Source organism: Salinihabitans flavidus, from assembly GCF_900110425.1.
Taxonomy (GTDB): domain Bacteria; phylum Pseudomonadota; class Alphaproteobacteria; order Rhodobacterales; family Rhodobacteraceae; genus Salinihabitans; species Salinihabitans flavidus.
The window spans coordinates 1-22,645 of record NZ_FODS01000003.1; the positions used below are offsets into that span (position 1 = coordinate 1).

The 22,645-nt window shown below is 60.4% G+C and carries 19 protein-coding genes; 14 read left to right on the forward strand and 5 right to left on the reverse strand.

Going from position 1 to position 22,645, the window contains the following annotated elements; translation table 11 throughout:
• A partial coding sequence (locus BMW66_RS03395) for an integrase core domain-containing protein (RefSeq protein ID WP_139196116.1) occupies positions 1-350 on the forward strand: 350 nt, incomplete at its 5' end.
• 98 nt (positions 351-448) lie between these two features.
• Here BMW66_RS03395 and BMW66_RS03400 read toward each other — a convergent pair.
• Positions 449-2,230, reverse strand: a complete 1,782-nt coding sequence (locus BMW66_RS03400; RefSeq protein ID WP_093115436.1) for an alpha/beta hydrolase — start codon at positions 2,228-2,230, stop codon at positions 449-451.
• Positions 2,231-2,475: 245 nt separating this feature from the next.
• On the opposite strand from BMW66_RS03400, the gene BMW66_RS03405 reads away from it, so the two are divergent.
• The 10 genes from BMW66_RS03405 (at position 2,476) to BMW66_RS03450 (ending at position 13,388) form a co-directional block, all read left to right on the forward strand.
• On the forward strand, positions 2,476-4,050 hold the full coding sequence (locus BMW66_RS03405; protein WP_093115439.1) for an ABC transporter substrate-binding protein: 1,575 nt from the start codon (positions 2,476-2,478) through the stop codon (positions 4,048-4,050).
• 64 nt (positions 4,051-4,114) lie between these two features.
• Positions 4,115-5,098: an ABC transporter permease gene (locus BMW66_RS03410; RefSeq protein ID WP_093115441.1), complete on the forward strand. Its 984-nt coding sequence runs from the start codon at positions 4,115-4,117 to the stop codon at positions 5,096-5,098.
• Position 5,099: 1 nt separating this feature from the next.
• Complete coding sequence (locus BMW66_RS03415; protein WP_093115443.1) at positions 5,100-6,053, forward strand: ABC transporter permease; 954 nt, start codon at positions 5,100-5,102, stop codon at positions 6,051-6,053.
• Positions 6,050-7,045 (forward strand): ABC transporter ATP-binding protein, encoded by a 996-nt coding sequence (locus tag BMW66_RS03420; RefSeq protein ID WP_093115445.1) that lies wholly within the window; start codon positions 6,050-6,052, stop codon positions 7,043-7,045. Before BMW66_RS03415 ends, BMW66_RS03420 begins: the two co-directional genes overlap by 4 nt.
• Complete coding sequence (locus BMW66_RS03425; RefSeq protein WP_093115447.1) at positions 7,042-8,007, forward strand: ABC transporter ATP-binding protein; 966 nt, start codon at positions 7,042-7,044, stop codon at positions 8,005-8,007. The genes BMW66_RS03420 and BMW66_RS03425 overlap by 4 nt, the downstream gene beginning before the upstream one ends.
• Before the next feature lie 196 nt (positions 8,008-8,203).
• Entirely contained in the window at positions 8,204-10,717 is a 2,514-nt protein-coding gene (locus tag BMW66_RS03430; RefSeq protein WP_093115449.1) for a cation:proton antiporter, read from the forward strand.
• Between the two features lie 258 nt (positions 10,718-10,975).
• Complete coding sequence (locus BMW66_RS03435) at positions 10,976-11,443, forward strand: YbaK/EbsC family protein (protein WP_093115451.1); 468 nt, start codon at positions 10,976-10,978, stop codon at positions 11,441-11,443.
• Positions 11,444-11,552: 109 nt separating this feature from the next.
• Positions 11,553-11,966, forward strand: a complete 414-nt coding sequence (locus tag BMW66_RS03440; RefSeq protein WP_093115453.1) for a DUF2852 domain-containing protein — start codon at positions 11,553-11,555, stop codon at positions 11,964-11,966.
• A gap of 63 nt (positions 11,967-12,029) precedes the next feature.
• Positions 12,030-12,476, forward strand: coding sequence for an RDD family protein (locus BMW66_RS03445; protein WP_093115894.1), 447 nt, complete (start codon positions 12,030-12,032; stop codon positions 12,474-12,476).
• A 90-nt stretch (positions 12,477-12,566) separates the two neighbouring features.
• Complete coding sequence (locus BMW66_RS03450; RefSeq protein WP_093115455.1) at positions 12,567-13,388, forward strand: arginyltransferase; 822 nt, start codon at positions 12,567-12,569, stop codon at positions 13,386-13,388.
• Between the two features lie 124 nt (positions 13,389-13,512).
• On the opposite strand, the gene BMW66_RS03455 is transcribed toward BMW66_RS03450, so the two are convergent.
• The 3 genes from BMW66_RS03455 to BMW66_RS03465 all read right to left on the reverse strand — a co-directional run bounded on the left by BMW66_RS03455 (position 13,513) and on the right by BMW66_RS03465 (position 18,026).
• Complete coding sequence (locus tag BMW66_RS03455) at positions 13,513-15,867, reverse strand: TRAP transporter large permease (protein WP_093115457.1); 2,355 nt, start codon at positions 15,865-15,867, stop codon at positions 13,513-13,515.
• Positions 15,868-15,885: 18 nt separating this feature from the next.
• A complete protein-coding gene (locus BMW66_RS03460; RefSeq protein WP_093115460.1) occupies positions 15,886-16,812 on the reverse strand; it encodes a TRAP transporter small permease subunit in 927 nt (308 codons plus the stop codon).
• Positions 16,813-16,940: 128 nt separating this feature from the next.
• On the reverse strand, positions 16,941-18,026 hold the full coding sequence (locus tag BMW66_RS03465) for a TRAP transporter substrate-binding protein (RefSeq protein ID WP_093115462.1): 1,086 nt from the start codon (positions 18,024-18,026) through the stop codon (positions 16,941-16,943).
• A gap of 577 nt (positions 18,027-18,603) precedes the next feature.
• Between BMW66_RS03465 and BMW66_RS03470 the strand changes: the two genes are divergently transcribed.
• Positions 18,604-20,358, forward strand: coding sequence for an acetolactate synthase 3 large subunit (locus tag BMW66_RS03470; RefSeq protein WP_093115464.1), 1,755 nt, complete (start codon positions 18,604-18,606; stop codon positions 20,356-20,358).
• 73 nt (positions 20,359-20,431) lie between these two features.
• Positions 20,432-20,995: an acetolactate synthase small subunit gene (ilvN, locus tag BMW66_RS03475; protein WP_093115466.1), complete on the forward strand. Its 564-nt coding sequence runs from the start codon at positions 20,432-20,434 to the stop codon at positions 20,993-20,995.
• Positions 20,996-21,097: 102 nt separating this feature from the next.
• Here ilvN and BMW66_RS03480 read toward each other — a convergent pair whose 3' ends face one another.
• Complete coding sequence (locus tag BMW66_RS03480; protein ID WP_093115468.1) at positions 21,098-21,469, reverse strand: hypothetical protein; 372 nt, start codon at positions 21,467-21,469, stop codon at positions 21,098-21,100.
• A 279-nt stretch (positions 21,470-21,748) separates the two neighbouring features.
• On the opposite strand from BMW66_RS03480, the gene BMW66_RS03485 reads away from it, so the two are divergent.
• Entirely contained in the window at positions 21,749-22,507 is a 759-nt protein-coding gene (locus BMW66_RS03485) for a helix-turn-helix domain-containing protein (RefSeq protein WP_093115470.1), read from the forward strand.
• Positions 22,508-22,645: the final 138 nt, after the last annotated feature.

Here is a 22,645-nt window from a genome sequence, read left to right on the forward strand (position 1 = left end):
AGCCGAGGAACCGGAACACGATCATCTCCCGGCCGATGCGCTTCGACATGATCTGTGAGGCGAACGGCATCGAGCACCGGCTGACCAAACCCAACCATCCATGGACCAACGGCCAGGTCGAGAGGATGAACCGCACGATCAAGGACGCGACGGTCAAGCGCTTCCACTACGACAGCCACAATCAGCTACGCACGCACCTCACAGACTTCATGGCAGCCTACAATTTCGCCCGGCGGCTCAAAACTCTCGGCGGCCTCACGCCCTACGAATACATCTGCAAGGTCTGGACCTCAGAGCCGGATCGTTTCATCCTAAATCCGATCCACCAGATGCCGGGACTAAACACCTAGGCGTGCCGAAGCCGGAACGCTTTGCGGTCCGCTGTCGTCATTCTGCCCGGGTCGCTTGCGGCCCGGGCATGCACCTGCCCGGAACGCCCTGCGCCACGTCAATTCCGCAAGAACGATTCCATCGTTATGAGCGCACGCTCCAAACTGGCTTCGTCCACGGAAGACGGGTTTTCATCCATGATGCGGCGCAGATCCTCTGCGCTCGTGATCTGCCCGCGCATGGCATGTGCAAGAAGCGGCACGATTTCCCGAGAAGGACAGGTTCCGATCCGGTAGCGCCAGATCGGGATGTCCTGCGCCCCGGCGCTCAGGCCGCAGCGCGCCCCCGGTGGCAGGTTCCGCCAGAACATCAGCATCAGATCGGCCAGCGCCGAGGGATCGTCGGCGAAGTAGCCGTGTGCGAGAAAGTCCTCTCCAAGATCGGACATGTCGATGCTGTCGATCAGCGGAGAGACGAGCGTATCCTCACCGCCCTGCCCTGCCCGCCGCAGGTTGCCATGCAACCGCCGCGAGGTTTCGAGTGCCCAGTCTGCCTCGGATGAATAGAGCGTCATGCGCTCGGCGGTCGGGCGCATCGTGGGCAGCATCGCCTCGAAAAGGCCCGCATCCACGTCCGGCGCCGCGAAGATCACCTGCCCGAAGAGCGGGTCTCCTCCCTCCGGCAGCCCGTTGCGCAGCGACAGAAGCTCCAGCGCGTCGGTCAGGGCCCTGTTGCCCATGCTGTGCGCCACGAGGTGAATCTGCCTGGCCCCCGACCGATCGACGACATCTTGCAGGAAATCGGCAAGACGGCGCCCGGACAGGCGCACCACTGCCGTGTCGGCGATATAGGCCGCCGTGCGCCCTTGCGATGGCCACGAATAAAGCACCGGCACCCCCGGATAGCGCATGTCAAAGGCCAGTTGCGCGGCGCGTTTCGCCGCCGCGTCGAAGCGCACGTTGAATCCATGCACGAAAACAAAGGCGTCGCGCTCCGGCGCATCGCGGAACTCGCCATTCATGCGCGCGAAGAAATCGTCCCCCTCCAGCGGTTCGATGCTCTGAAGGGTCATGTGACGGGTGGGCGAGGGCGAGAATTCCAGCCGCCAGACCGACGGCGCCTCGATCTCGCCGGGCGTATGGGTATCGGGAATGGTCACGGTGACCATTCCGGTTTCCAGCGTGCCGCGCCCTGCGCCGTAGAAATCAGCGGGCCGGGTGTTGCCCGTGCGGGCGCGGTCAGTCGCGTAGTAGACGTCAACCGTGTGATAGCCCTGTTCCGATGCGGGGCGGGCGGGCGATGCGGCGGCGGGCGGTGCGGCGGCCGGCGGCGACGCCGCGAACGGCATCGGGCTTGGCGTGGCGGCAAAAGTGTTGCTCATGGCGGAGCTGCTGCCCTCCATCAGGGCGGTCAGGCGATCCCGCTCGCCGCGCCGTGCGGCCAGGTCCTGCTCGGACGCGGCAGAGGCGCGCAGGACCCGCATGATCGCGATGATCTGACGGCGGGCGGCGGCCAGCTCGCCGGCCTCCTCGAACAATCGGGCCGCTTGCTCGAACAGGCTGATCGGGTCATGCCAGGCCGCCGCCGCGCCTTCGGCCAGTTGGCCAAGCTCGGCCAAAAGCATCGCGGCCTCTCGCGTCTGGCGGGTGTCCCGCAGCAATCGGGCCCGCATCAGCAGAAGGTCGAACTGCGGGCGATTCTCCGGGCTGGCACCGATGCCGGCGCGCGCAAGCAACGCCTCGACATCATCGAGCGCCCGGCGCGGCGATGTCTCCACCAGGGCGTCGATCCTGATCATCTCGGTTGCGAGCATGGCGCCGCTCATCGCCTGGGCGCTGGCGGACCCCGGCGGGGTGTTTCCAAGCGCCAGAAAGATCACGAGGCAAATCGAACTGCGCATGTCACCCAATCCTTCAAATATGTTGCTGCTAGGCTAAGACAGACCCCTTTTCCGCGCAATCGCCTCAGGCGGAACAGTTGGCTTTGCGGGAAAATCGCGCAATTTCGCAACAATGGGTCATGGCCCACCGGGGGACGACAGATCGCCCGGTTGACCAAACGGCTTAGTTGAAGGAGCGACAGATTTGCGTATGGTGGATACATCTTTCCGGGTCGACATCCGGAATTGTAGACAGGGAGACAATCATGACAAAATCGATTTTACTTACCGCCGCGCTCCTGGCCGGCACCGCGATCGGTGCATCGGCCGAGACCTTGCGCTGGGCACGAGCGGGCGATTCGCTCACCCTTGATCCGCATGCGCAGAACGAAGGGCCAACCCATACGCTGGCGCATCAGATCTATGAGCCGCTGATCATCCGTGACATGACCGGCGCGTTCGAGGCCGCCCTGGCCACCGATTGGGCCCCCAGCGAAGACGACCCGAATGTATGGGTATTCAACCTTCGGCAGGGTGTGACCTACCATGACGGCGCGGAATTTACCGCCGAGGATGTGGTGTTTTCGATCAATCGCGCGAAGAAGGAACGGTCGGGGATGAAGGAACTGCTCTCCTCGATCGTCGAGGTGCGCGCGGTTGATGATCACACGGTGGAATTCGTGACCGATGGGCCAAACCCGATCCTTCCGTCGAACCTGACCAATCTGTTCATGATGGACAGCGGCTGGGCCGAGGACAACGACGTTGTTGATGTTCAGGATGTGGATGGTGGCGAAAAGACCTATGCCACGACCAACGCCAACGGAACCGGCGCGTTCAAGCTGGTCAGCCGTGAACCGGACGTGAAGACCGTGTTGTCCCGCAACGACGACTACTGGGGCATGGACCAGTTCCCCATGGAAGTGAGCGAGATCGTCTATACCCCGATTCAGAACGCAGCCACGCGGGTGGCCGCGCTTCTGTCGGGCGAGGTCGACTTCATTCAGGACGTGCCCGTGCAGGATCTGGAACGCGTGGACAACACGCAAGGCCTTCTGGTCAAGACCGCGCCGCAGAACCGCACGATCTTCTTCGGGCTGCACCTCGGACCGGATGATATCGACAATGACAATGTCGAGGGGGAGAACCCGCTGGCCGATGTGCGCGTGCGCCGGGCGATGAATCTCGCCATCAACCGCGACGCCATCAAGCAGGTGGTCATGCGCGGCCAGAGCGAGCCGGCAGGCATGATCGCGCCGCCCTTCGTCAATGGCTGGACCGAAGAGATGGATTCGATCGAAACGGATGTCGATAAGGCAAAATCGCTGATGGAAGAGGCCGGCTATGGCGACGGCTTCTCGATCCAGCTCGATTGCCCGAATGACCGCTACGTCAACGACGAGGCGATCTGTCAGGCCGCCGTGGGCATGTTCGGCCAGATCGGCATCACCGTGAACCTCGATGCCAAGCCCAAGGCACAACACTTCCCGCTGATCTCCTCTGGCGGGACGGATTTCTACATGCTGGGCTGGGGCGTGCCGACCTATGACAGTGAATACATCTTCAACTTCCTCGTGCACACGCGAGGCGAGGATCGTGGCAGCTGGAACGGCACCGGCTATTCCAACCCCGAGCTGGACGCCAAGATCGAGAGCCTGTCGTCGGAAACCGATCTGGAGAAGCGCGACGCCATGATCGCGGAAATCTGGGAAGAGGTGCAGGACGAGGTGCTTTACCTGCCCATTCACCACCAGGTGCTCAACTGGGGCATGACCGAACAGGTGGGCATCGAAGTGAGCCCCGAAGACGATCCGAAGATGAAATACTTCACCATGAACTAAGACCGGACGGGCGGCGGGCCTGTGTCCCGCCGCCCTCTGTCTGACCGGAATCGGACCCCCCTGCATGCTGGCCTATATCATACGACGTGTCGGACAATCGGTGCTGGTGCTGCTGGTCGTGGGGCTGGTCGCGTTCGCCATGTTCCACTTTGTCGGCGACCCCATCGACAACATGCTCGGACAGGAACGCACACAGGCCGACATAGAGCGGCTGCGCGTCCAGCTGGGCCTCGACAAGCCCTTCGTGGTGCAATACTGGCGCTTTCTGGAGCAGGCCGCGCAGGGGAATTTCGGGCTGAGCTATCGTCAGGGACGCCCGGTCGCCGAGATCATGATAGAGCGCCTGCCCGCCACGCTGGAGCTGGCCTTCGTATCGGGACTTATGGCGCTTGTCGGCGGAATCGCCCTTGGGATTTTCACCGCGATCAACAGGCGCGGAGTTTCCGCCAACGTGGTCATGACGGCCTCGCTGATCGGGGTGTCGCTGCCCACCTTCCTGATCGGGATCCTGCTGATCTATGTCTTTTCGGTCGAGCTGGGCTGGCTGCCGAGTTTCGGACGGGGCGAGGTGACACGCATCGGCGGCTGGACAACGGGATTCCTGACCGAAAGCGGTCTGAAGGCGTTGATCCTGCCGGCGGTCACATTGGGGCTCTACCAGATGACGCTCATCATGCGGCTGGTGCGCACCGAGATGCTGGAAGTGCTGCGCATGGACTATATCCGCTTTGCACGCGCGCGCGGTATCCGCGAGAAATCCATCAACTTCCGTCATGCGCTGAAGAACACGCTGGTGCCGGTGGTCACCGTGATGGGGCTGCAAGTGGGCAGCATCATCGCCTTTGCGATCATCACCGAAACCGTTTTCCAGTGGCCGGGTGTCGGGCTTTTGTTCATCAACGCGATCCAGTTTGTCGATATCCCTGTGATGGCGGCCTATCTGATGATGATCTCGGTGATGTTCGTGGGCATCAACCTGATCGTCGACATGCTCTATTTCGCGATCGACCCGCGGCTTCGGGCCGACCGCACCACCGGGGGACACTGACATGGCGGAAACACGTGTCGAAACGCGCGCCGGCGCGCGACCGTCCCGGCTCCGCCGGGCCTGGCAGAGCGATTTCACCTGGTCCTTCCGCCATTCGCCCGTGGCCGTGGCGGCCTTTGGCGTCGTGATGATCCTGATCCTCGGCGCGGTTTTTGCGCCGCTGATCGCGCCGCACAACCCCTTCAACCCCGCCACTCTGAATCTGATGAATGGCTTTACCCCGCCCGGCCAGGCCAATGAGTTCACCGGCGAGCTGTTCCTTCTGGGCACGGACGATCAGGGGCGCGACGTGTTTTCCACCATCCTCTACGGGATGCGCATATCGCTCTTCGTGGGGGTGTCCGCGGTTCTGCTGGCCATGCTGCTGGGCGTGATGCTTGGCCTGATGGCGGGATATGTCGGGGGGTGGACGGAATCCATCATCATGCGCGTTGCCGACGTGCAGCTGACATTCCCGGCAATCCTCGTGGCGATGCTGATCTTCGGAATTGCCAAGGGAATCACGCCCCCCGAATACCGCAACGAAATGGCGATCTGGGTGCTGATCCTTGCCATCGGCCTGAGCGACTGGGTGCAGTTCGCCCGCGTGGTGCGCGGTGCCACTCTGGTCGAGAAGAACAAGGAATACGTGCAGGCGGCGAAACTGATCGGGCGGTCGCCGTTTGCTATCATGCTGCGCCATATCCTGCCAAACGTTCTGAACCCGGTTCTGGTGATCGCGACCATTTCGCTGGCACTGGCCATTATCGCCGAGGCGACGTTGAGCTTTCTTGGCGTGGGCGCGCCCCCGACCAAGCCAAGCCTTGGCACGCTGATCCGCATCGGGCAGGAGTTCATGTTTTCGGGCGAATGGTGGATCCTGCTCTTCCCGGCCACCACTCTTCTGGCGCTGGCGCTGTCGATCAACCTGATGGGAGACTGGCTGCGCGATGCCCTGAACCCGAGGCTGAGATGACAGACACACCCGTCCTTTCCGTCCGCGACCTCACGGTCGAAATCCCGACGCGCCACGGGGTGCTACGTCCGGTGGACGATATGAGCTTTGATATCCATGCCGGTGAAATCATGGGGGTGGTGGGCGAATCCGGCGCCGGCAAGTCCATGACCGGGAACGCCGTGATTGGCCTTCTGGACCCGCCCGCGCGCATCGTGTCCGGCGAGGTCCTGTTGTCCGGCACGCCTGTTCACAAGTTGAAGGGCGACGCGCTGCGCCGCCTGCGCGGCAAGCGGATGGGCATGATCTTTCAGGATCCGCAAACCTCTCTCAATCCACTGCTGACGGTGGGCGATCAACTCTCCGAAACTATCCTCGAACATCTGAACGTGACCCAGCAGGAGGCACGCAAACGCGCCATCGCGGCACTGGAAGAAGTGGGCATTCCCGCCGCAAGGCAACGGATCGGCAGCTATCCGCACGAATTCTCCGGCGGGATGCGGCAGCGCGTGGTGATCGCGCTGGCCCTCTGCGCCGAACCCGATCTGGTGATTGCCGATGAGCCGACCACCGCGCTTGACGTGTCGGTTCAGGCGCAGATCATCGCGCTGCTCAAGCGGCTTTGCCGCGATCGGGGTGTCGCGGTCATGCTGGTGACGCACGACATGGGCGTCATCGCAGAGGCCGCCGATCGCGTGGCGGTGATGTATGCCGGGCGAATGGCCGAGCTTGGCCCGGTGCGCGAGGTGCTCACAAACGCCCGTCACCCCTATACGGCCGGCCTCATGGAATCGACACCGCTGGCCAGCCAGGGCCGCAAACGCCTGCGCCAGATCCCGGGTGCCATGCCGCGCCTTGGCGCCTTGCCCGGCGGCTGCGCCTTTTCCCCCCGCTGCGACTATGCGCAGGATCGTTGCCGACAGGAACCGGGGCCAACGCTGAAACGATGTGACGGCCGCGCCGCGTGCTGGTTTCCTCTGAACACGGCCGCCAAAGAGGAGGCGAAGGCATGAGCGCGATCATCAAGGTCGAGAATCTGACCCGCATCTTCGATGTATCGAAACCATGGCTCAACCGGATGATCGAACGGCAGCCCAAGGCGCTGCTCACCGCCGTGTCGGAGGTGAGTTTCGATGTCGAGCGCAACAGCGTCTATGCGCTGGTTGGCGAAAGCGGATCGGGCAAATCCACGATCGGGAAAATCATCGTCGGGCTGGTGGCGCCCTCCGAGGGCACGGTGGAGGTCGAAGGCGTCGATCTGGCAAGCGAGAGCGACGCGGACAAGATCGACGCCGTGCGCGCCGATATCCAGATGATCTTTCAGGATCCCTATGCCTCGCTGAACCCTCGCTGGCGCGTGCGCGACATTATCGCCGAGCCGGTCGCCGCACGGGGTGGAAAGACTGCGGGGCTGGCCGAGAGGCTTCTCGAACAGGTCGGGTTGTCGGCGGCGGATGCCGGCAAATATCCCCATGAGTTTTCGGGCGGGCAACGTCAACGTATCTGCATCGCCCGCGCCCTGTCGTCAGAGCCGAAGATCATCGTCTGCGACGAACCGACCTCCGCCCTCGACGTGTCGGTGCAAAGCCAGGTCCTGAACCTCATGTCCGACCTGCGCGAGGAATTCGGGCTCACCTATCTTTTCATCAGTCACGACCTCACCGTGGTGCATCACATGGCGGATATGATCGGGGTGCTCTACCTTGGGCGCCTTGTCGAAGAGGCCCCGCGCGACAGGCTCTTCAGCGCCCCGAAGCATCCCTACACACAGATGCTGTTCGACGCGGCGCCGCGCATGGACGCCTTCGGCCGCGAGGTGGAGCCCCCCAAGGGTGAGATACCCGATGCGATCAATCCACCAAGCGGCTGCGCCTTTCACCCGCGTTGCCCCCTTGCGATCCCGCGTTGCAGTCAGGAGCGCCCCGAGATGCGCAAGATCGGCCAAACGCGCGTCGCCTGCCATATGGCGGAATAGCGAAGACGGCCCTGACGGTCCGCGCCCCCGCCCCGCCGGCCGGCCATTTTGCACAAACCGTTTTCCGATCGGCCCTGCCCACCCGTTCTGCGAAGGGCACACCAATACCGCAAATCAGCGACCGGGATGGATTGAAGGGCACCGCAAATCGCATGAGTCCTTTTCCAACACCTGATTTTCCGGCTATTCGGTATCCATGGACATCGTTCTGATCACAACGGTCATCGCATCGCTTTTCCTTGTCATTGGGGTGGCGGAGCCTTTGGCCGCACGGATGCGTTTGCCCTACAGCGTGATCCTGGCCGCTCTCGGGATTCTGATTGGCGTCGGGGCGATCTTCTTTCTGCGCACCGAGTTGACAGATGCGCTCAATCCCGTGGCCGAAGCGATCCTCGGCCTGCCGATCCGCTCGAATGTGTTTCTCTACGTGTTTCTGCCAACACTGCTGTTTCAGGCGACGCTGGGGATGAACCTGCGGCGAATGCTTGACGACTGGGTGCCCATCCTCGTTCTGGCGGTGGTGGCCGTGGTCGTTGCCACGCTGACGGTCGGCTACGCGTTGTCATGGGCAAGCGCCCTGCCGTTGGCGGCCTGCCTGCTGATCGGCGCGATCGTGTCCACGACCGATCCATCGGCGGTTGTCTCGATATTCCGATCAATTTCGGCCCCGCGCAGGCTCGCGCGGATCATCGAGGGCGAAAGCCTGCTGAACGATGCGGCTGCCATTGCGCTTTTTGGCCTCTTCATGGGGTTCGTGATGCTGGGTGCGCCGGATCCGGCCCTGACCGACGCTCTGGCGCGCTTCCCGCTCCTGATCGTTGGCGGGGCGCTGATCGGCTGGCTGGCCGCGCGCATCGCGGTGTGGGTCATGGCCCTCTTTGCGCATCATGAACTCGCGCAGATCTCGATCTCGGTGGCCCTTCCCTACCTCGTCTACATCGGGGCAGAACAGAGTATCGGCGCCTCTGGCGTGATTGCTGTCGTCGCGGCCGGTCTGACGCTGAACCTGACCGGACCCGGACGCCTGCCGCCACAGGCTTGGGCCAACCTTCGTGAGGTCTGGGGTCTGCTGGCGCATTGGGCCGGGGCGCTGATCTTCATTCTGGCCGCGCTTCTGATCCCGCGACTTCTCGAAGAGGTTCGTCTTTCGGATTTCGTGCTGATTGGCGTGGTGATCCTCGCGGCCATTGCGGCGCGTGCCGTGATCCTGTTCGGGCTTCTGCCTCTTCTGACGCTGCTGCGTGCCTCTCCAGCCGTGGAGCGGCCCTACCGGGTTGCGATCCTCTGGGGCGGGCTGCGGGGCGCGGTCACGCTGGCACTGGCGCTTGCGGTGACCGAAAGCTTCCGCGTGCCGGTGGAAGTCAAGCGTGTCGTCGGTATCCTCGCCACCGGGTTCACTCTCTTTACGCTGATCGTGCAGGGGACCACGCTCAGGGTTGTGATCGGATGGCTCGGCCTCGACCGGCTGTCGCCGATTGATCAAGCCCTTTCACGGCAGGTTGTCGCCGTGGCGCTTCAGACCGTGCGCGAAGCGGTGGCACAGACGACCGAGAACTATGAGTTGACGCGCGAGATTGTGCGCTCGGAAGCCAAGCGCTTCGGTGATCGGCTCGATGAGGCGGTAAAGACCGCAGAGGCCAGCGCCGAGATCCTTGATCGGGACCGCATCACGCTGGGGCTGATTGCGCTGGCGGGGCACGAACGCGACACGATCCTTACCAGAGTGCGGGAGCGAACGATCTCCGCGCGGATGGCAGAGCAGGTTCTTTCGGATGCCGATCGGCTGATCGAAGGCGCGCGTTCGGGCGGGCGTAGTGGCTATATGCACGCCGCGCGACGCAGTATCGCCTATGGGAGAGCCTTTCAGGCAGCAGTCTGGCTGCACCGGCGATTGCGACTATCGTCCCCGCTGGCACGGCTGACGGCCGATCGGTTCGAGCTTTTGCTCTCGCAACGGCTGATCCTGCGTGACCTTGGTGCCTTCATCGACGGACGCATCCGCCGTATTCACGGACGGCGGGTGGCCGATCTGCTGCATGAGCTTCTGTCGCGCCGGATCGAGATGATGGAGACGGCATTGGAAGGGCTGCGCCTTCAGTATCCGGGGTATGTCGAAAAACTTCAGCGCCGTTTCATCCGGCGCACCGCCCTGCGGCTGGAAGAGCGTGAATACACCACCATGCGCGAAGACGGGCTTTTCGGGTCGGAAGTCTACTCCGCGCTCATGCGGGATCTCGCGGTGCGCCGGGCCGGGGCGGAACGGCGTCCCCGGCTTGACATCGCGGTTCAGCGGACTGAACTCGTGCGGCAGTTTCCGCTTTTCGCGGATCTCGACGACGCCGGGCTGAAGCGTCTGGGACGCGCCCTTCAGACGCGCTACGTCAACGCGGGCGAAGTCATCATCCGCAAGGACAGCATGGCGAAAAGCGTGTTCTTTATCGCGTCGGGCGCAGTCGAGCTGGAAAGTGCCGGCCAAACCTGGAAGCTTGGCCGTGGCGAGATGTTCGGACAGATGGCGATCCTGCTGCGCAAGGCCCGCCGGACCGAGGTGCGTGCCATCGCCCCCTCGACGCTTCTGGTGCTTGACGAAGAACGCTTCCGGCGCCTTCTCACCCGCAGCGAAGCGATTCAGAAGGCGGTGCGCGCCAGCGCCGAGAAGCGCGGCATCGCACCGGACAAGCTCTTGTCTGACGACACGGACGCGGCTTGACCGGCACGCCATGCAAGGCGTTGCCCCGCCCCGAAGGCTGCTAACAAGATACTGACAGGGCGGGCGGTCTGTTCAACGTCGCCGCCGCAGGGGGTCAGGCAAAAACGATACCGACGTAATACCGACGTTTTACCGACGTGATACCGAAACGGGTTTTTTTCGTGATTTCAGCACGTTAACCGATGATTCGGGGTCAGTTGCATTTTTCGCCCCACCCCGCCATTCTCGCCTTCGGATCACGCAGAGGAAGAGGCGGGAATGAGCAAGAGCATGAAGCGCGTCCGCGGCGCGCTGGAAGCGGCCGGGATCACACCCGAAATCAAGGAAACCGGCGCTGCCCGCACCGCCCAGATGGCCGCCGATAGCGTGGGCTGCACCCTCGATCAGATAGCGAAGTCCATCATTTTCAAGGGGTTGGAAAGCGGCGAGGCGCTCTTGTTTCTGACGGCGGGTGGCAATCAGGTGAATGACGCCAAGGCCTCCACTCTGGCCGGAGAGCCGCTTGGAAAGGCAGATGCGGCACTCATCCGGGCGCAAACGGGCTTTGCCATTGGCGGCGTGGCGCCGGTGGGCCACCTCAACCCGATCCGCGCCTGGCTCGATCCGCGCCTGTGCGAGTTTGACATCATCTGGGCCGCCGCCGGCACCCCGCACCATGTATTCCCCCTCGCCCCCGCCGATCTGTCTCGATTAACGGGGGCGCAAGCTGCTGATTTCACGTCGTAATTCGAATTTATGTGAAACTTTTTCACATTACCTCTTGCAATACGGAAAGACTCTTCCAATCTTGGTGATGTGAAACGCATATACATTCACCTCTAACCGGGAGACCGATATGACATCATACGCCACAACCGCACCGCCGTCCGGCCCGATGAGCTGGCTCGCGCGGGCCGAGGACTGGCTCGACAGCAAAGGCAAGGGCGCCTGGATCGCCGTCATGGTTCTGGGCTTCATCGCCTTCTGGCCCGTGGGCCTCGCCCTTCTGTTCTACATGATCTGGAGCAAGCAAATGTTTGGCAAATCCTGCACTCGTCGCCATGCCCGTCGGCAAGATACCCTGCGCCGCACCGGCAACTCCGCCTTCGACGCCTACCGCGAGGACACGCTGCGCCGACTCGAAGAAGAGCAGGCTCATTTCGAGTCTTTCCTTGAAAGACTGCGCGCCGCCCGCGACAAGGCCGAGTTCGATCAGTTCATGGACGAACGCGCCACAGATGCCCGTGACCGCGAGGCGCCGCAGGCATGACCTTGCCACCCAAGACCCGGGGCGCTGCCCCGGGGCTTTTGCAACGGTAACCCATTGGAAAACATGACATTCCCCCACACCCTCCCCGACCCTGAAATACAGCCGGAGTTCTATGCCGACATTCCGGTAAAGCGACTTGTCGCATGGGTTGCGGACATGATCGTGATCATCGTGATCTGTGTGCTGATCGTGCCGCTCACCGCCTTTACCGGGATATTCTTCTTTCCGTTTCTGGTGCTGGTGGTCGGTTTCGCCTACCGCGTCGTGACGCTGGCAAATGGATCGGCCACTTGGGGGATGCGGCTGGTGGCGATCGAGATGCGCGCCACCGACGGGACGCGCTTCGATCTGTCGAAAGCGCTTCTTCACACGCTGGGCTATTCCATCTCGTTCACTCTTCCCATCCTTCAGTTCATCTCCATCGTGCTTATGCTCACCTCGGCGCGGGCACAGGGGCTGACCGATCATATGATGGGAACGGTTGCGATCAATCGCGCTGCGCGGTATTGAGCCAAAGAGCGGATCAGGTCTTGGCGACCCCGCTATCGGTTGCTATCGTCCATCTCGACAAATTCCCTGAAATGCGAACCCGAAAGCACCATGCGCCACTCTCTCCCCATAGCTCCGCAGTTCTATGTGACGGCTCCGCAACCCTGCCCATATCTCGCGGGACGGATGGAGCGGAAGCTCTTCACCTCGCTTCAGGGCGAGGATGCGCAGGCTCTCAACGACAGTCTTTCGCAGCAAGGGTTTCGACGCTCTCAGAATGTCCTCTATCGGCCATCCTGTTCGGAATGCTCACTTTGCCTGTCGGCACGTATCGACGTTGAGCGATTCACCCCTTCGCGCAGCCAGAAGCGTCTGTTTAAACGCAATCGCCACCTGGCCCGCCGGGCAACATCGCCCTGGGCGACGGAAGAGCAATACGACCTGTTTTGCAGCTATCTCAAAGAGCGGCACGCCGATGGTGGCATGGCCGACATGGATGTGTTCGAATTCGCCGCGATGATCGAGGAAACGCCGATCCGAAGTCGTGTGGTCGAATATATTGACCGACAGGACAACACACTCACCGCCGTATCGCTGACCGATGTGCTCGAGGACGGGTTGAGCATGGTCTACAGTTTCTATCAGCCCGACCTGCCCCAGCAATCGCTTGGAACCTACATGATCCTCGATCACGTGGACATCGCGCGCGAAGCGGGATTGAAGTATGTTTATCTTGGGTACTGGGTGCCCGGCAGTCCGAAGATGGGGTACAAGTCGCGGTTCTCCGGTCTTGAGATTTTCTATCGCGGGCGTTGGACCGTCCTGAATGACCCCGATGCATTCGAGGCCGACCTGCATCCGTTATCAGTGGACCCGATCTCCGAGCAGGTGGCGAATATCTCTCTGCCCGATCTGAGGCGTGGGAAACCCTGATCTCCGGCTGGCCGAACGGTTGGATGCCTTCTGCCTCGCTGTGCCGTTGAGCAGTATTTGCGTCCCGAACACAAGAATGGGCCGCCTCTCAAGGCGGCCCTTTTCCTTGGGACACATGTCGTGATCAGTTCGGAATAAGGTCGGGAAGGATCGTCACGATCTCGGGGAAGAACCAGAGAAGCGCAAGGCCAACCACCTGAATCAGGACGAATGGCATGACGCCGCGATAAATGTGGCTTGTCGTCACCTCTTTCGGCGCGACCCCACGCAGATAGAACAGCGCAAACCCGAAAGGTGGCGTCAGGAACGAGGTTTGCAGGTTCACCGCGATCATGATCGTGACCCACTTGGGATCGAACGTGCCGCCATAAATCACGGGCCCCACGATGGGGATCACGATATAGATGATCTCAAGGAAATCGAGCACGAACCCGAGAATGAACAGAACAAGCATAACGATCAGGAACACCTTGAACTCGTTATCAAAACTCTGAAGGAACTGCTGGATATAGTGCTCTCCACCGAAGGAAATCACCACGAGGTTGAGAAGCTGCGAGCCGATTAGGATGGCAAAGACCATTGACGTGACCTTCGCCGTTTCGCGTACGATCGGACGAAGCACACCGCCACGGAACAAAACGTAACAGGCATAAAGCAGCCCGAAGATCGAAAAGAGGTAGGTCGCCTGCGCCACGAAAAACGCCAACCAGCTTTCAAAGCCGACACTCTCACGGTGCACCCGAAGATCGAAATTCACCCCGATCAACAGCATGATGACGATGGATAAGGCGGCCATGATGATAATCCGGCCGCTCTTTTCGTTTTCCTGCAGTTTGCGATAGGCGGCCAGCATGATTGCACCGCCCGCCCCCAGCGCCGCCGCTGGCGTCGGATTGGTGATTCCGCCGAGGATTGACCCCAGAACCGCCACGATCAGAACCAAAGGCGGGAAAACAACGCGCAGCAATTCGTTCTGCGCCAGTCGCTCCACGGCGTGCTTGCATCCGTAAAGAGTCAACGCGAGCGGTATGGCAAGTATGAGAAGTGTTACCCCCGGACTTGTAACCGGAGAGATCAACAGGATATCGGCCGCGAGCCCCAGCACCACCCCGATTGCCCCAATCAAAAGCGGACTGATATCTGCCGTGGGCGCCACCCCGCGTGACAGCGCCAGCGTCAGGGACAGCAGCAGGAAGATCGTCGCAACCCCGGTGCCGATGGGGGCCGCAGCGGCGACCTTTGCCTCGAACCGCTCTTGTTGTTCTTCTTCCGAGAGCGCGCGGGCCTGCTCGACGCCCCCCGCGGCATCAATGGCGGCTTGTTCCGCGACCGCCTCGTCCCAGGCGCTCTGACCGTGCAAGTCGATCATCGAAGCCTTGCACTCATCACCGACATTGGTGCGCAACGAGGCCGTCTGCCCCGCGTCGGAGAAGCTGTCCACGTTGATGTTCTGGCTCCCGATCACGCCAACCGTGCCCAGTACGATCATGCCTCCGATGAGCAGGCCGGGAATAGCGAGGAACCAGGTCAGAGCCTCGTTGCGCGTGATCACCTCACTCCCCGCCGCACCAAGCTCCACCGCCGGGGCCTTTGACGGATTCAGGAGTGCATAGGCGAACGCATACAACGCATAGAGCGCGGCCAGCAGAATACCCGGAATCAACGCAGCCTGAAACAGTGTGCCAACCGACACCACCGCCGGCTCGCCAAGATAGGTGAGCGCATCCGAACAACCCGCCATTTGGGCTCGTGTCTCCTGGGCTGTGGCATAAAGATCACCCGCCAGCGTCCCCAGAAGAACGATCACGATCGAGGGCGGAATGATCTGCCCCAGCGTGCCCGAAGCCGCAATCACCCCCGTGGCGAGTTGCGGCGAATACCCGTTGCGCAGCATGGTTGGCAGAGACAGAAGGCCCATTGTCACCACCGTGGCGCCCACGATCCCGGTAGAGGCCGCAAGAAACGCCCCGACCACAACGACCGCAACGGCAAGCCCCCCGGGCAACGGGCCAAAGACCCGCGCCATCGTCGTCAGAAGATCGTTGGCAATCTTTGATCGTTCCAGCGTGATACCCATCATCACGAACATCAGAACGGCAAGAAGGGTCTCGATCGACTGTCCCGCCAGCACCCGCTCATTCATCCGGTTCACGATAAAGCTGAGGTTGCGGTCCATCGCGGTTTCCCAACCCCGCGGGAAAATCGCCTCTGCGACCCGTGGCATCTCCGGGTATCGGAAGATCGAAATCGATTCGGGCCGAACGCCCTGCGCCACCAGATCGGAATACATCGCGGAAGATGTATCAATCGCCTGATGAATCAACAGGCCCGCGCTGTCCATCGCCGCCACGATGGCAAAGGAAATAATCCCGGCCCCACCGATGGCAAAAGCGACCGGGAAGCCCGACAGAATGCCCCCGAAGAGGCAGAGAAAGACGATAATCAGGCCGAGTTCGACCCCATCAAGTCCGAATAGCATCAGGTCTGTCCCTCAATCTCAGTGCGTGCCTTCATAGGCTTCCTCACCCGTGCCCAGCGTGTCACGGTCGAGATACTTGTTCTCGCTTCCGATGCCTTCCTTCCATTCGAGGAAAGCACGGTAGAAAACGGCGATCGCGTGCAGGAACACCAGCCCTGCAAAGGCTACGAGCAGCACCTTGAACAGGAAGTATCCGTTAAAGCCATTGGGCGAAAATCCGATTGTTTCCACGTTCCACTTGAGAATCCGCGATTTCCGCATCAGAAGGTCAATTTGGTCGCTGGCCGAAACCTTCGGAGTCACGAGGTGCCGCCACAAGAAGAACCACCCGTACATCCACACCAACACCGCCACCGGCATCATGAAGAAAAGGGCGCCGAACATGTCGATCACCTTTTTGGTGCGAAACCGCACATTGGAGTAAAAGAGATCGACCCGCACATGGCTACCCTGCACGAACGTGTAGGTCACGCAGAGCGCCACGACCATGGCATTGTAAAGTTTGAGTTCTTCGGACCACCAGCTCACATCGAAGGTTATCGTGGTGCCGAACCCGATCGAAATTTCGGACGCGGCAAACACGCGCTGCATGAACACGATCACGATCTGCTGCAACACCATCAGAAGCCCGGCCCAAGCAAAGAACCGCCCCACAGTGTTGGCAAATCCCTCCAGCACGCGCACGCATCCCCACATGACGCTACTGCGCCATATGCCGATTACGGTGATCACGATAAAGGCCGTGAACATGACAAAGAAGAACTCGACCGACCCACCGTAATAGATGAACCGGATGAGCGATTCACTATTGCTCCAATCCAGCCAGAGTTGCGGATTGAGCAGCGCATAGCCGAAATTGTAAAAGGCCATGACAATGTTGCTGACCAACCAGCCCAGCCCGTCCAGCAATGCGCCCGATACCCCGTTGGCGGCCGTGTCTTCCATGACCAGAGCCCCTGTTTTCCCCTAGGTATTTTTTTCGGTGACGAAGGCGCCCTACCGCTCATTCGTCTACAGTTTTTGGATACGCCCCCGCATTTGGCGGGGACGCATCTTCATTGTTCCGGGCCGGTTTACAAGCCGAGGACGCGGTTCCGTTGCTCCGTATAGGTTCCTTCAGATCGGCTGATCCAAGCTGCCGAGCTGGCGATCGAATCCATGTAGCTGTCATAGATCGTCTTGTAGAGTTCGTCGTCCATCGGTTCAGCAATCACTTCCTGAGAAGCTTTGCCAAAGGCGTCCCAAACACTGTTGGGGAACTCCATGACCTTCACACCACCCGATTGCAAACGCTGCAATGCGGCGGAGTTGTTCGCCATGAAGAGCGACATGGTCCAAAGATTCGACGCGGTTGCCGTTTGTTCGATGGCGGCCTGCTGCGCGGTTGTCAGGCTGTCGAACACTTCCCGGTTGGTCGTCAGCGACAGAACCGGACCCGGCTCATGGAAACCGGCAGTGTAGTAGATGTTCGTGATCTCCTGGAAGCCGGCCTTCTCATCCGCCCAGGGACCAATCCACTCGGTGCCGTCGATCGCCCCGGAGGCCAGCGCCTGATACACTTCCGCACCCGGCAGGTTCTGAACGCTCGCGCCCAGCTTCCCGAGAACCTGGCCACCCTGCCCCGGCATACGGAACTTGAGGCCCTGGAAATCTTCGGGGCTGTTGATTTCCTTGTTGAACCAGCCGCCGGACTGGGGCCCGGTATTGCCCGCCGCAAAGGATTTCAGCCCGAAGATGCTGTAGAGATCATCAGCCAGTTCGATGCCACCGTCGTGATAATACCAGTTGTTGAATTCCTGGAATGTCATACCGAACGGTACCTGAGAGAAGAACGACAGCGCCGGATGCTGCCCCATGAAGTAGTAGTCGACGGCGTGATACATGTCGGCCTGACCCGCGGCCACGGCGTCGAACACTTCGAAGGCACCGACCAGCTCACCAGCGGCTTTCAACTCGACTGTCAGCTGACCGTCGGTCAGCGCGGTGATCTGATCCGCGCAATACTGCGCGCTGTCATGCACACCTGCAAGGCCACGACCCCACGTCGAGACCATCGTCAGAGTGCGTTTACCCTGCGCATAGGCCGGAGCCGCCAGCGTCGTGGCCGCAGCAGCCGAGCCGCCAAGTGCAGAAGTCTTAAGAAAAGAGCGACGATCCATTTATCATTTCCTCCCAGAACTTTGGTGTTGTCCGAGCATGGTCTTACGCCGCCCGGACGGATCGTTTCAAGTGAGCCGAGACTAGCCACCTGAACGCGTCATGGGAATACCCTGAAAGATGAAATTCTGGGTAGGTCCGCGTAAAATTCAGGCGCGCCCCTTGTTCTGGGCGCCCAACCGCGCGCGCGGCGCACACCGCTCAGGCAACCGACGGAAATCTGCCGCAATATCAAGCTGTCACTCAGTCAATCAATGTCAGGTCGGACAAGGCTTCAGCGCATTGTGGCGCATGCCGCGCGCAACAATCGCAAAGATTCTCCGAACTGAAGCGACATATTTCTCACTCCGATGGACCCAAATGGCCGTTTTGGCGGTTGACGCCCCAGACGGGGGCTCATAAAGTCTCGCCACGCAAATCGAAAGATCGGTCGCAATGAACCCTCTAATCGTAATTGTAGGAAAATGGCGCATGGGCCGGTAACGGTTGTCCATAACGGTACCCCATGCGCCCCCGTCATTATGATCGGGGGTTTTTTTGTGCGACAAGACGGATCGACGTCATGGAACGGAGAAACAGATGACACGTCAGATGACCGGAGCGAAAATGGTGGTTCAGGCCCTCAAGGATCAGGGTGTGGACACGGTATTCGGCTATCCCGGAGGCGCCGTCCTGCCGATTTATGACGAGGTATTTCAACAGAACGACATTCGTCACATTCTGGTGCGTCACGAACAAGGCGCGGTGCACGCCGCCGAAGGCTATGCGCGCTCGACCGGCAAGGTTGGCGTGGCCCTTGTCACATCGGGCCCCGGAGCCACCAACGCAGTGACCGGGCTGACTGATGCCCTGATGGATTCCATCCCGATTCTGGTGATTTCAGGACAGGTGCCCACGTTTCTGATCGGCTCGGACGCCTTTCAGGAGGCCGATACCGTCGGCATCACCCGTCCCTGCACCAAACACAACTGGCTGGTAAAGGATACCGCGCAGCTTTCGCAGACGATCCATCAGGCTTTTCATGTCGCCAGCGCAGGCCGCCCCGGTCCGGTTCTGATCGACATACCCAAGGACGTGCAGTTTGCCACTGCCACATATATGCCACCGCAATCAATCAAGATTGGCCACTACAACCCGCAGGTAAAAGGTGATCTAGCCGCAATAGCCGAGCTTGCGGAGGCGATCGAGGAGGCTGAGTGCCCGATCCTCTATACCGGCGGCGGCGTGATCAACTCCGGCCCCGGTGCAAGCCAGCTCCTGCGCGAGCTGGTGGAGGCCACGGGGATCCCGATCACTTCGACGCTGATGGGTCTCGGCGCCTATCCGGCCTCGGGCAAACACTGGCTCGGGATGCTCGGGATGCACGGTCTCTATGAGGCAAACATGGCAATGCACGACTGCGACCTGATGATCGCCGTCGGCGCCCGGTTCGACGACCGGATCACGGGCCGTATCGACGCCTTCAGTCCGAATTCCAAGAAAGCTCATATCGACATCGACCCTTCATCGATCAACAAGGTGATCCGCACCGACATCCCGATCATCGGCGATGTGGGCCATGTGCTTGAAGACCTGCTCAAGGTCTGGAAATCGCGCGGGCGCAAGACAAACAAGGAAGCGCTGTCCAAATGGCGGGCCAAGATCGACCACTGGCGCACTGTTGACTGCCTGAAATTCGATCAGGGCAAAACAATTATCAAACCGCAGTACGCCCTTCAGAGGCTGGAGGCGCTGACCAAGGACAGAGATCGCTACATCTGCACCGAAGTGGGCCAGCACCAGATGTGGGCGGCGCAGTTTCTCCGGTTCGAAGGCCCCAACCGTTGGATGACCTCCGGCGGGCTGGGGACCATGGGCTACGGCTTTCCGGCCTCCATTGGGGTGCAGATGGCCCATCCCGACGCGCTTGTCATCAATGTCGCCGGCGAAGCGTCCTGGCTGATGAACATGCAGGAACTGGGAACCGCAATGCAATTCCGCCTTCCGGTCAAGCAATTCATTCTCAACAATGAACGCCTCGGCATGGTGCGTCAGTGGCAGGAACTGCTTCATGGCGAACGCTATTCGCAAAGCTGGTCCGAAGCCCTGCCCGATTTCGTGAAATTGGCCGAAGCCTTCGGTGCCAAGGGGATCACCTGTTCTGACCCGGCGGATCTTGATGACGCGATCATGGAGATGCTCGACCACGACGGCCCGGTGATCTTCGATTGCCTTGTCGAAAAGCACGAGAACTGCTTTCCGATGATCCCGAGCGGTGCACCGCATAACAAGATGCTTCTGGGTGAAGCGTCCACCAAGGGCGCGATAGAAACATCTGGCGCGGTTTTGGTGTAGCAGAATTCATCGACGGATTTCACCCGGGATTGGTCAAGAATTCCGGACCTGACGAAACAGACGGGACAATGAGATGGCAGCTCTACACATCAAGAAAGGCTCGACCAAGCATTCGGCCTACAACCTGCGCCCGACCTTTTCGGACGTGCAGGAAACCCACACCCTCGCCGTGTTGGTTGAAAATGAACCGGGCGTTCTGGCCCGGGTGATTGGCCTTTTTTCTGGCCGGGGCTACAATATCGAAAGCCTGACAGTCGCAGAGGTCGACCATCAGGGCCATCTCAGCCGCATCACCATCGTGACCACGGGCACCCCGCAGGTGATCGAGCAGATAAAGGCCCAACTCGGCCGCATCGTATCGGTTCACGATGTCCATGATCTCACAGTGGAGGGCCGTTCCGTTGAACGAGAGCTTGGCCTGTTCAAGGTTTCGGGCACCGGCGACAAACGGATTGAGGCGCTGCGGCTGGCCGAGATTTTCCGAGCCAATGTGGTAGACAGCACGCTTGAAAGTTTCATTTTCGAAATCACCGGCGCACCAGAGAAAATCGACGCCTTCGCAGATCTGATGCGGCCTCTTGGCCTCTTTGAGGTGGCACGCACGGGTGTGGCCGCCCTGTCACGCGGCGCAGAATGATCACGCGATATACAATGTGAAAGAGGGCCTCATGAGGCCCTCTTTCTGCGTCTGCGTGAGTGGTTGATTAGTGCGTTTGAAGTGATCCGGTTCTGGTGCGATCTATACGGCGACCAGGGTTTCTCTTTGTCTTGATTGAGATCTTCGCTGTAGCGGGATGATCTTGGCGGAAGTGAAACGTTCTGTCGCCCTCGGCCCTGGCCGATGCTGTTCCCTCTGCTCCTGCATCGTCATACTCTGTAGATCCGCTGCGAGGCTGGGATAGGCATTCTGGCCAATTCGACGGGGATTGCGCGCATAGCGAAGATGCCGTTCTTCACTGAGATCAAACTGCACCAGGTCCCCCGCATCGAAATCCGGCGTATCACCGTCGGGCGATTTATTGCCGCTGAAGAAGGCAAGATTGCCATGATCCTCGCACCAGATCACCGCCTTGCTCTCACTCGCGTTGCTCCAAAGAACGACTCCAAGCATTTGAGTTCAAACTCCTTTTTGCCTTCCAAGGAAGTCTCACAAATCATGCCTGTCAGAGACATTAAAATTTCCGCGTCGAAGTCATCGGAATTGTGTCGACTTCCCGCTTTTCCGATGCGAAACTGCGTCTACCTGTAGCTAATTAGCGTCAGGTCAATGAAAAACTGGCGCTGAGTTCATTCAGCAGTCGTGTCGAAACAGGGACAGCAACCGGAGGTCGAATTGCACCGCGGAAAAGCAGGAGACATGTCACAATACTCGCCAGCCGATCTCAGGCGAATGTTTGGCGAGAACCTCCGCATTCTTGTGAAGGATTACCCTTCCGTATCGCAGCTCTGCCGGGAGCTGGGCATCAATCGAACCCAGTTCAATCGCTATCTATCGGGCGAGAGCTTTCCGCGCCCTGATGTGCTGCATCGCATCTGCACATTTTTCAACACCGACTCCCGCATCCTTCTGGAGCCTTTGAATCGTATCTCCACTCAGCGTGGGATTCTCAACCACCCGCTTATCGCCGATTTTGTCGGTGCCGGAATTGAGGATCTCCCACAGGATGTTTTTCCTGACGGATTCTATCGTTTCTCACGCCTGAGTTTTATCGAGGATGACCTGATCATCACTGGGCTCATCTACGTTTTTCGCGAGGAATCCCATACCTTTATCCGAGGATACGAAGCCAAGGACGCCATGCGCCAGCAAGGTTTGCCCATCGATTCCGAAACCCGCGAATTCCGAGGTATCGTTCTGCCGCAGGAGGATGGCGTCGCCGCGCTGGTATCGCATCGCAATACCATGGCCACCTCCTTCAACTATCTCAGCCGCGTCGCGTCCTTCCAGAACCACTACTGGAGCGGCTATGCCACACGCACCGTCCGCGAGAGCGTTACAGGACGACGGGCGGCGCGCCTCGTCTATGAGCATCTGGGCAAGAACCGCGGCGCTGTGCTCGATGCGGCGCGCAACGTGGGCTTCTGCAAAATAGAGAACCTGCCAGCCTATCATCGCAAATTGCTCAGGCCAGACCTCCCCTTTACTTGAGTGTTCCGGCCCTGGAAAAGCCCTCCGACGGGCCGCAGCCCCCTGTCCGAAAGTCGTCAACATGTGTCGCTTTCGATCCTTCCGACGCGCCTCTGCGTCGCCTTGCGGCAATTGACAGACGCGGAATGGCAATAGACT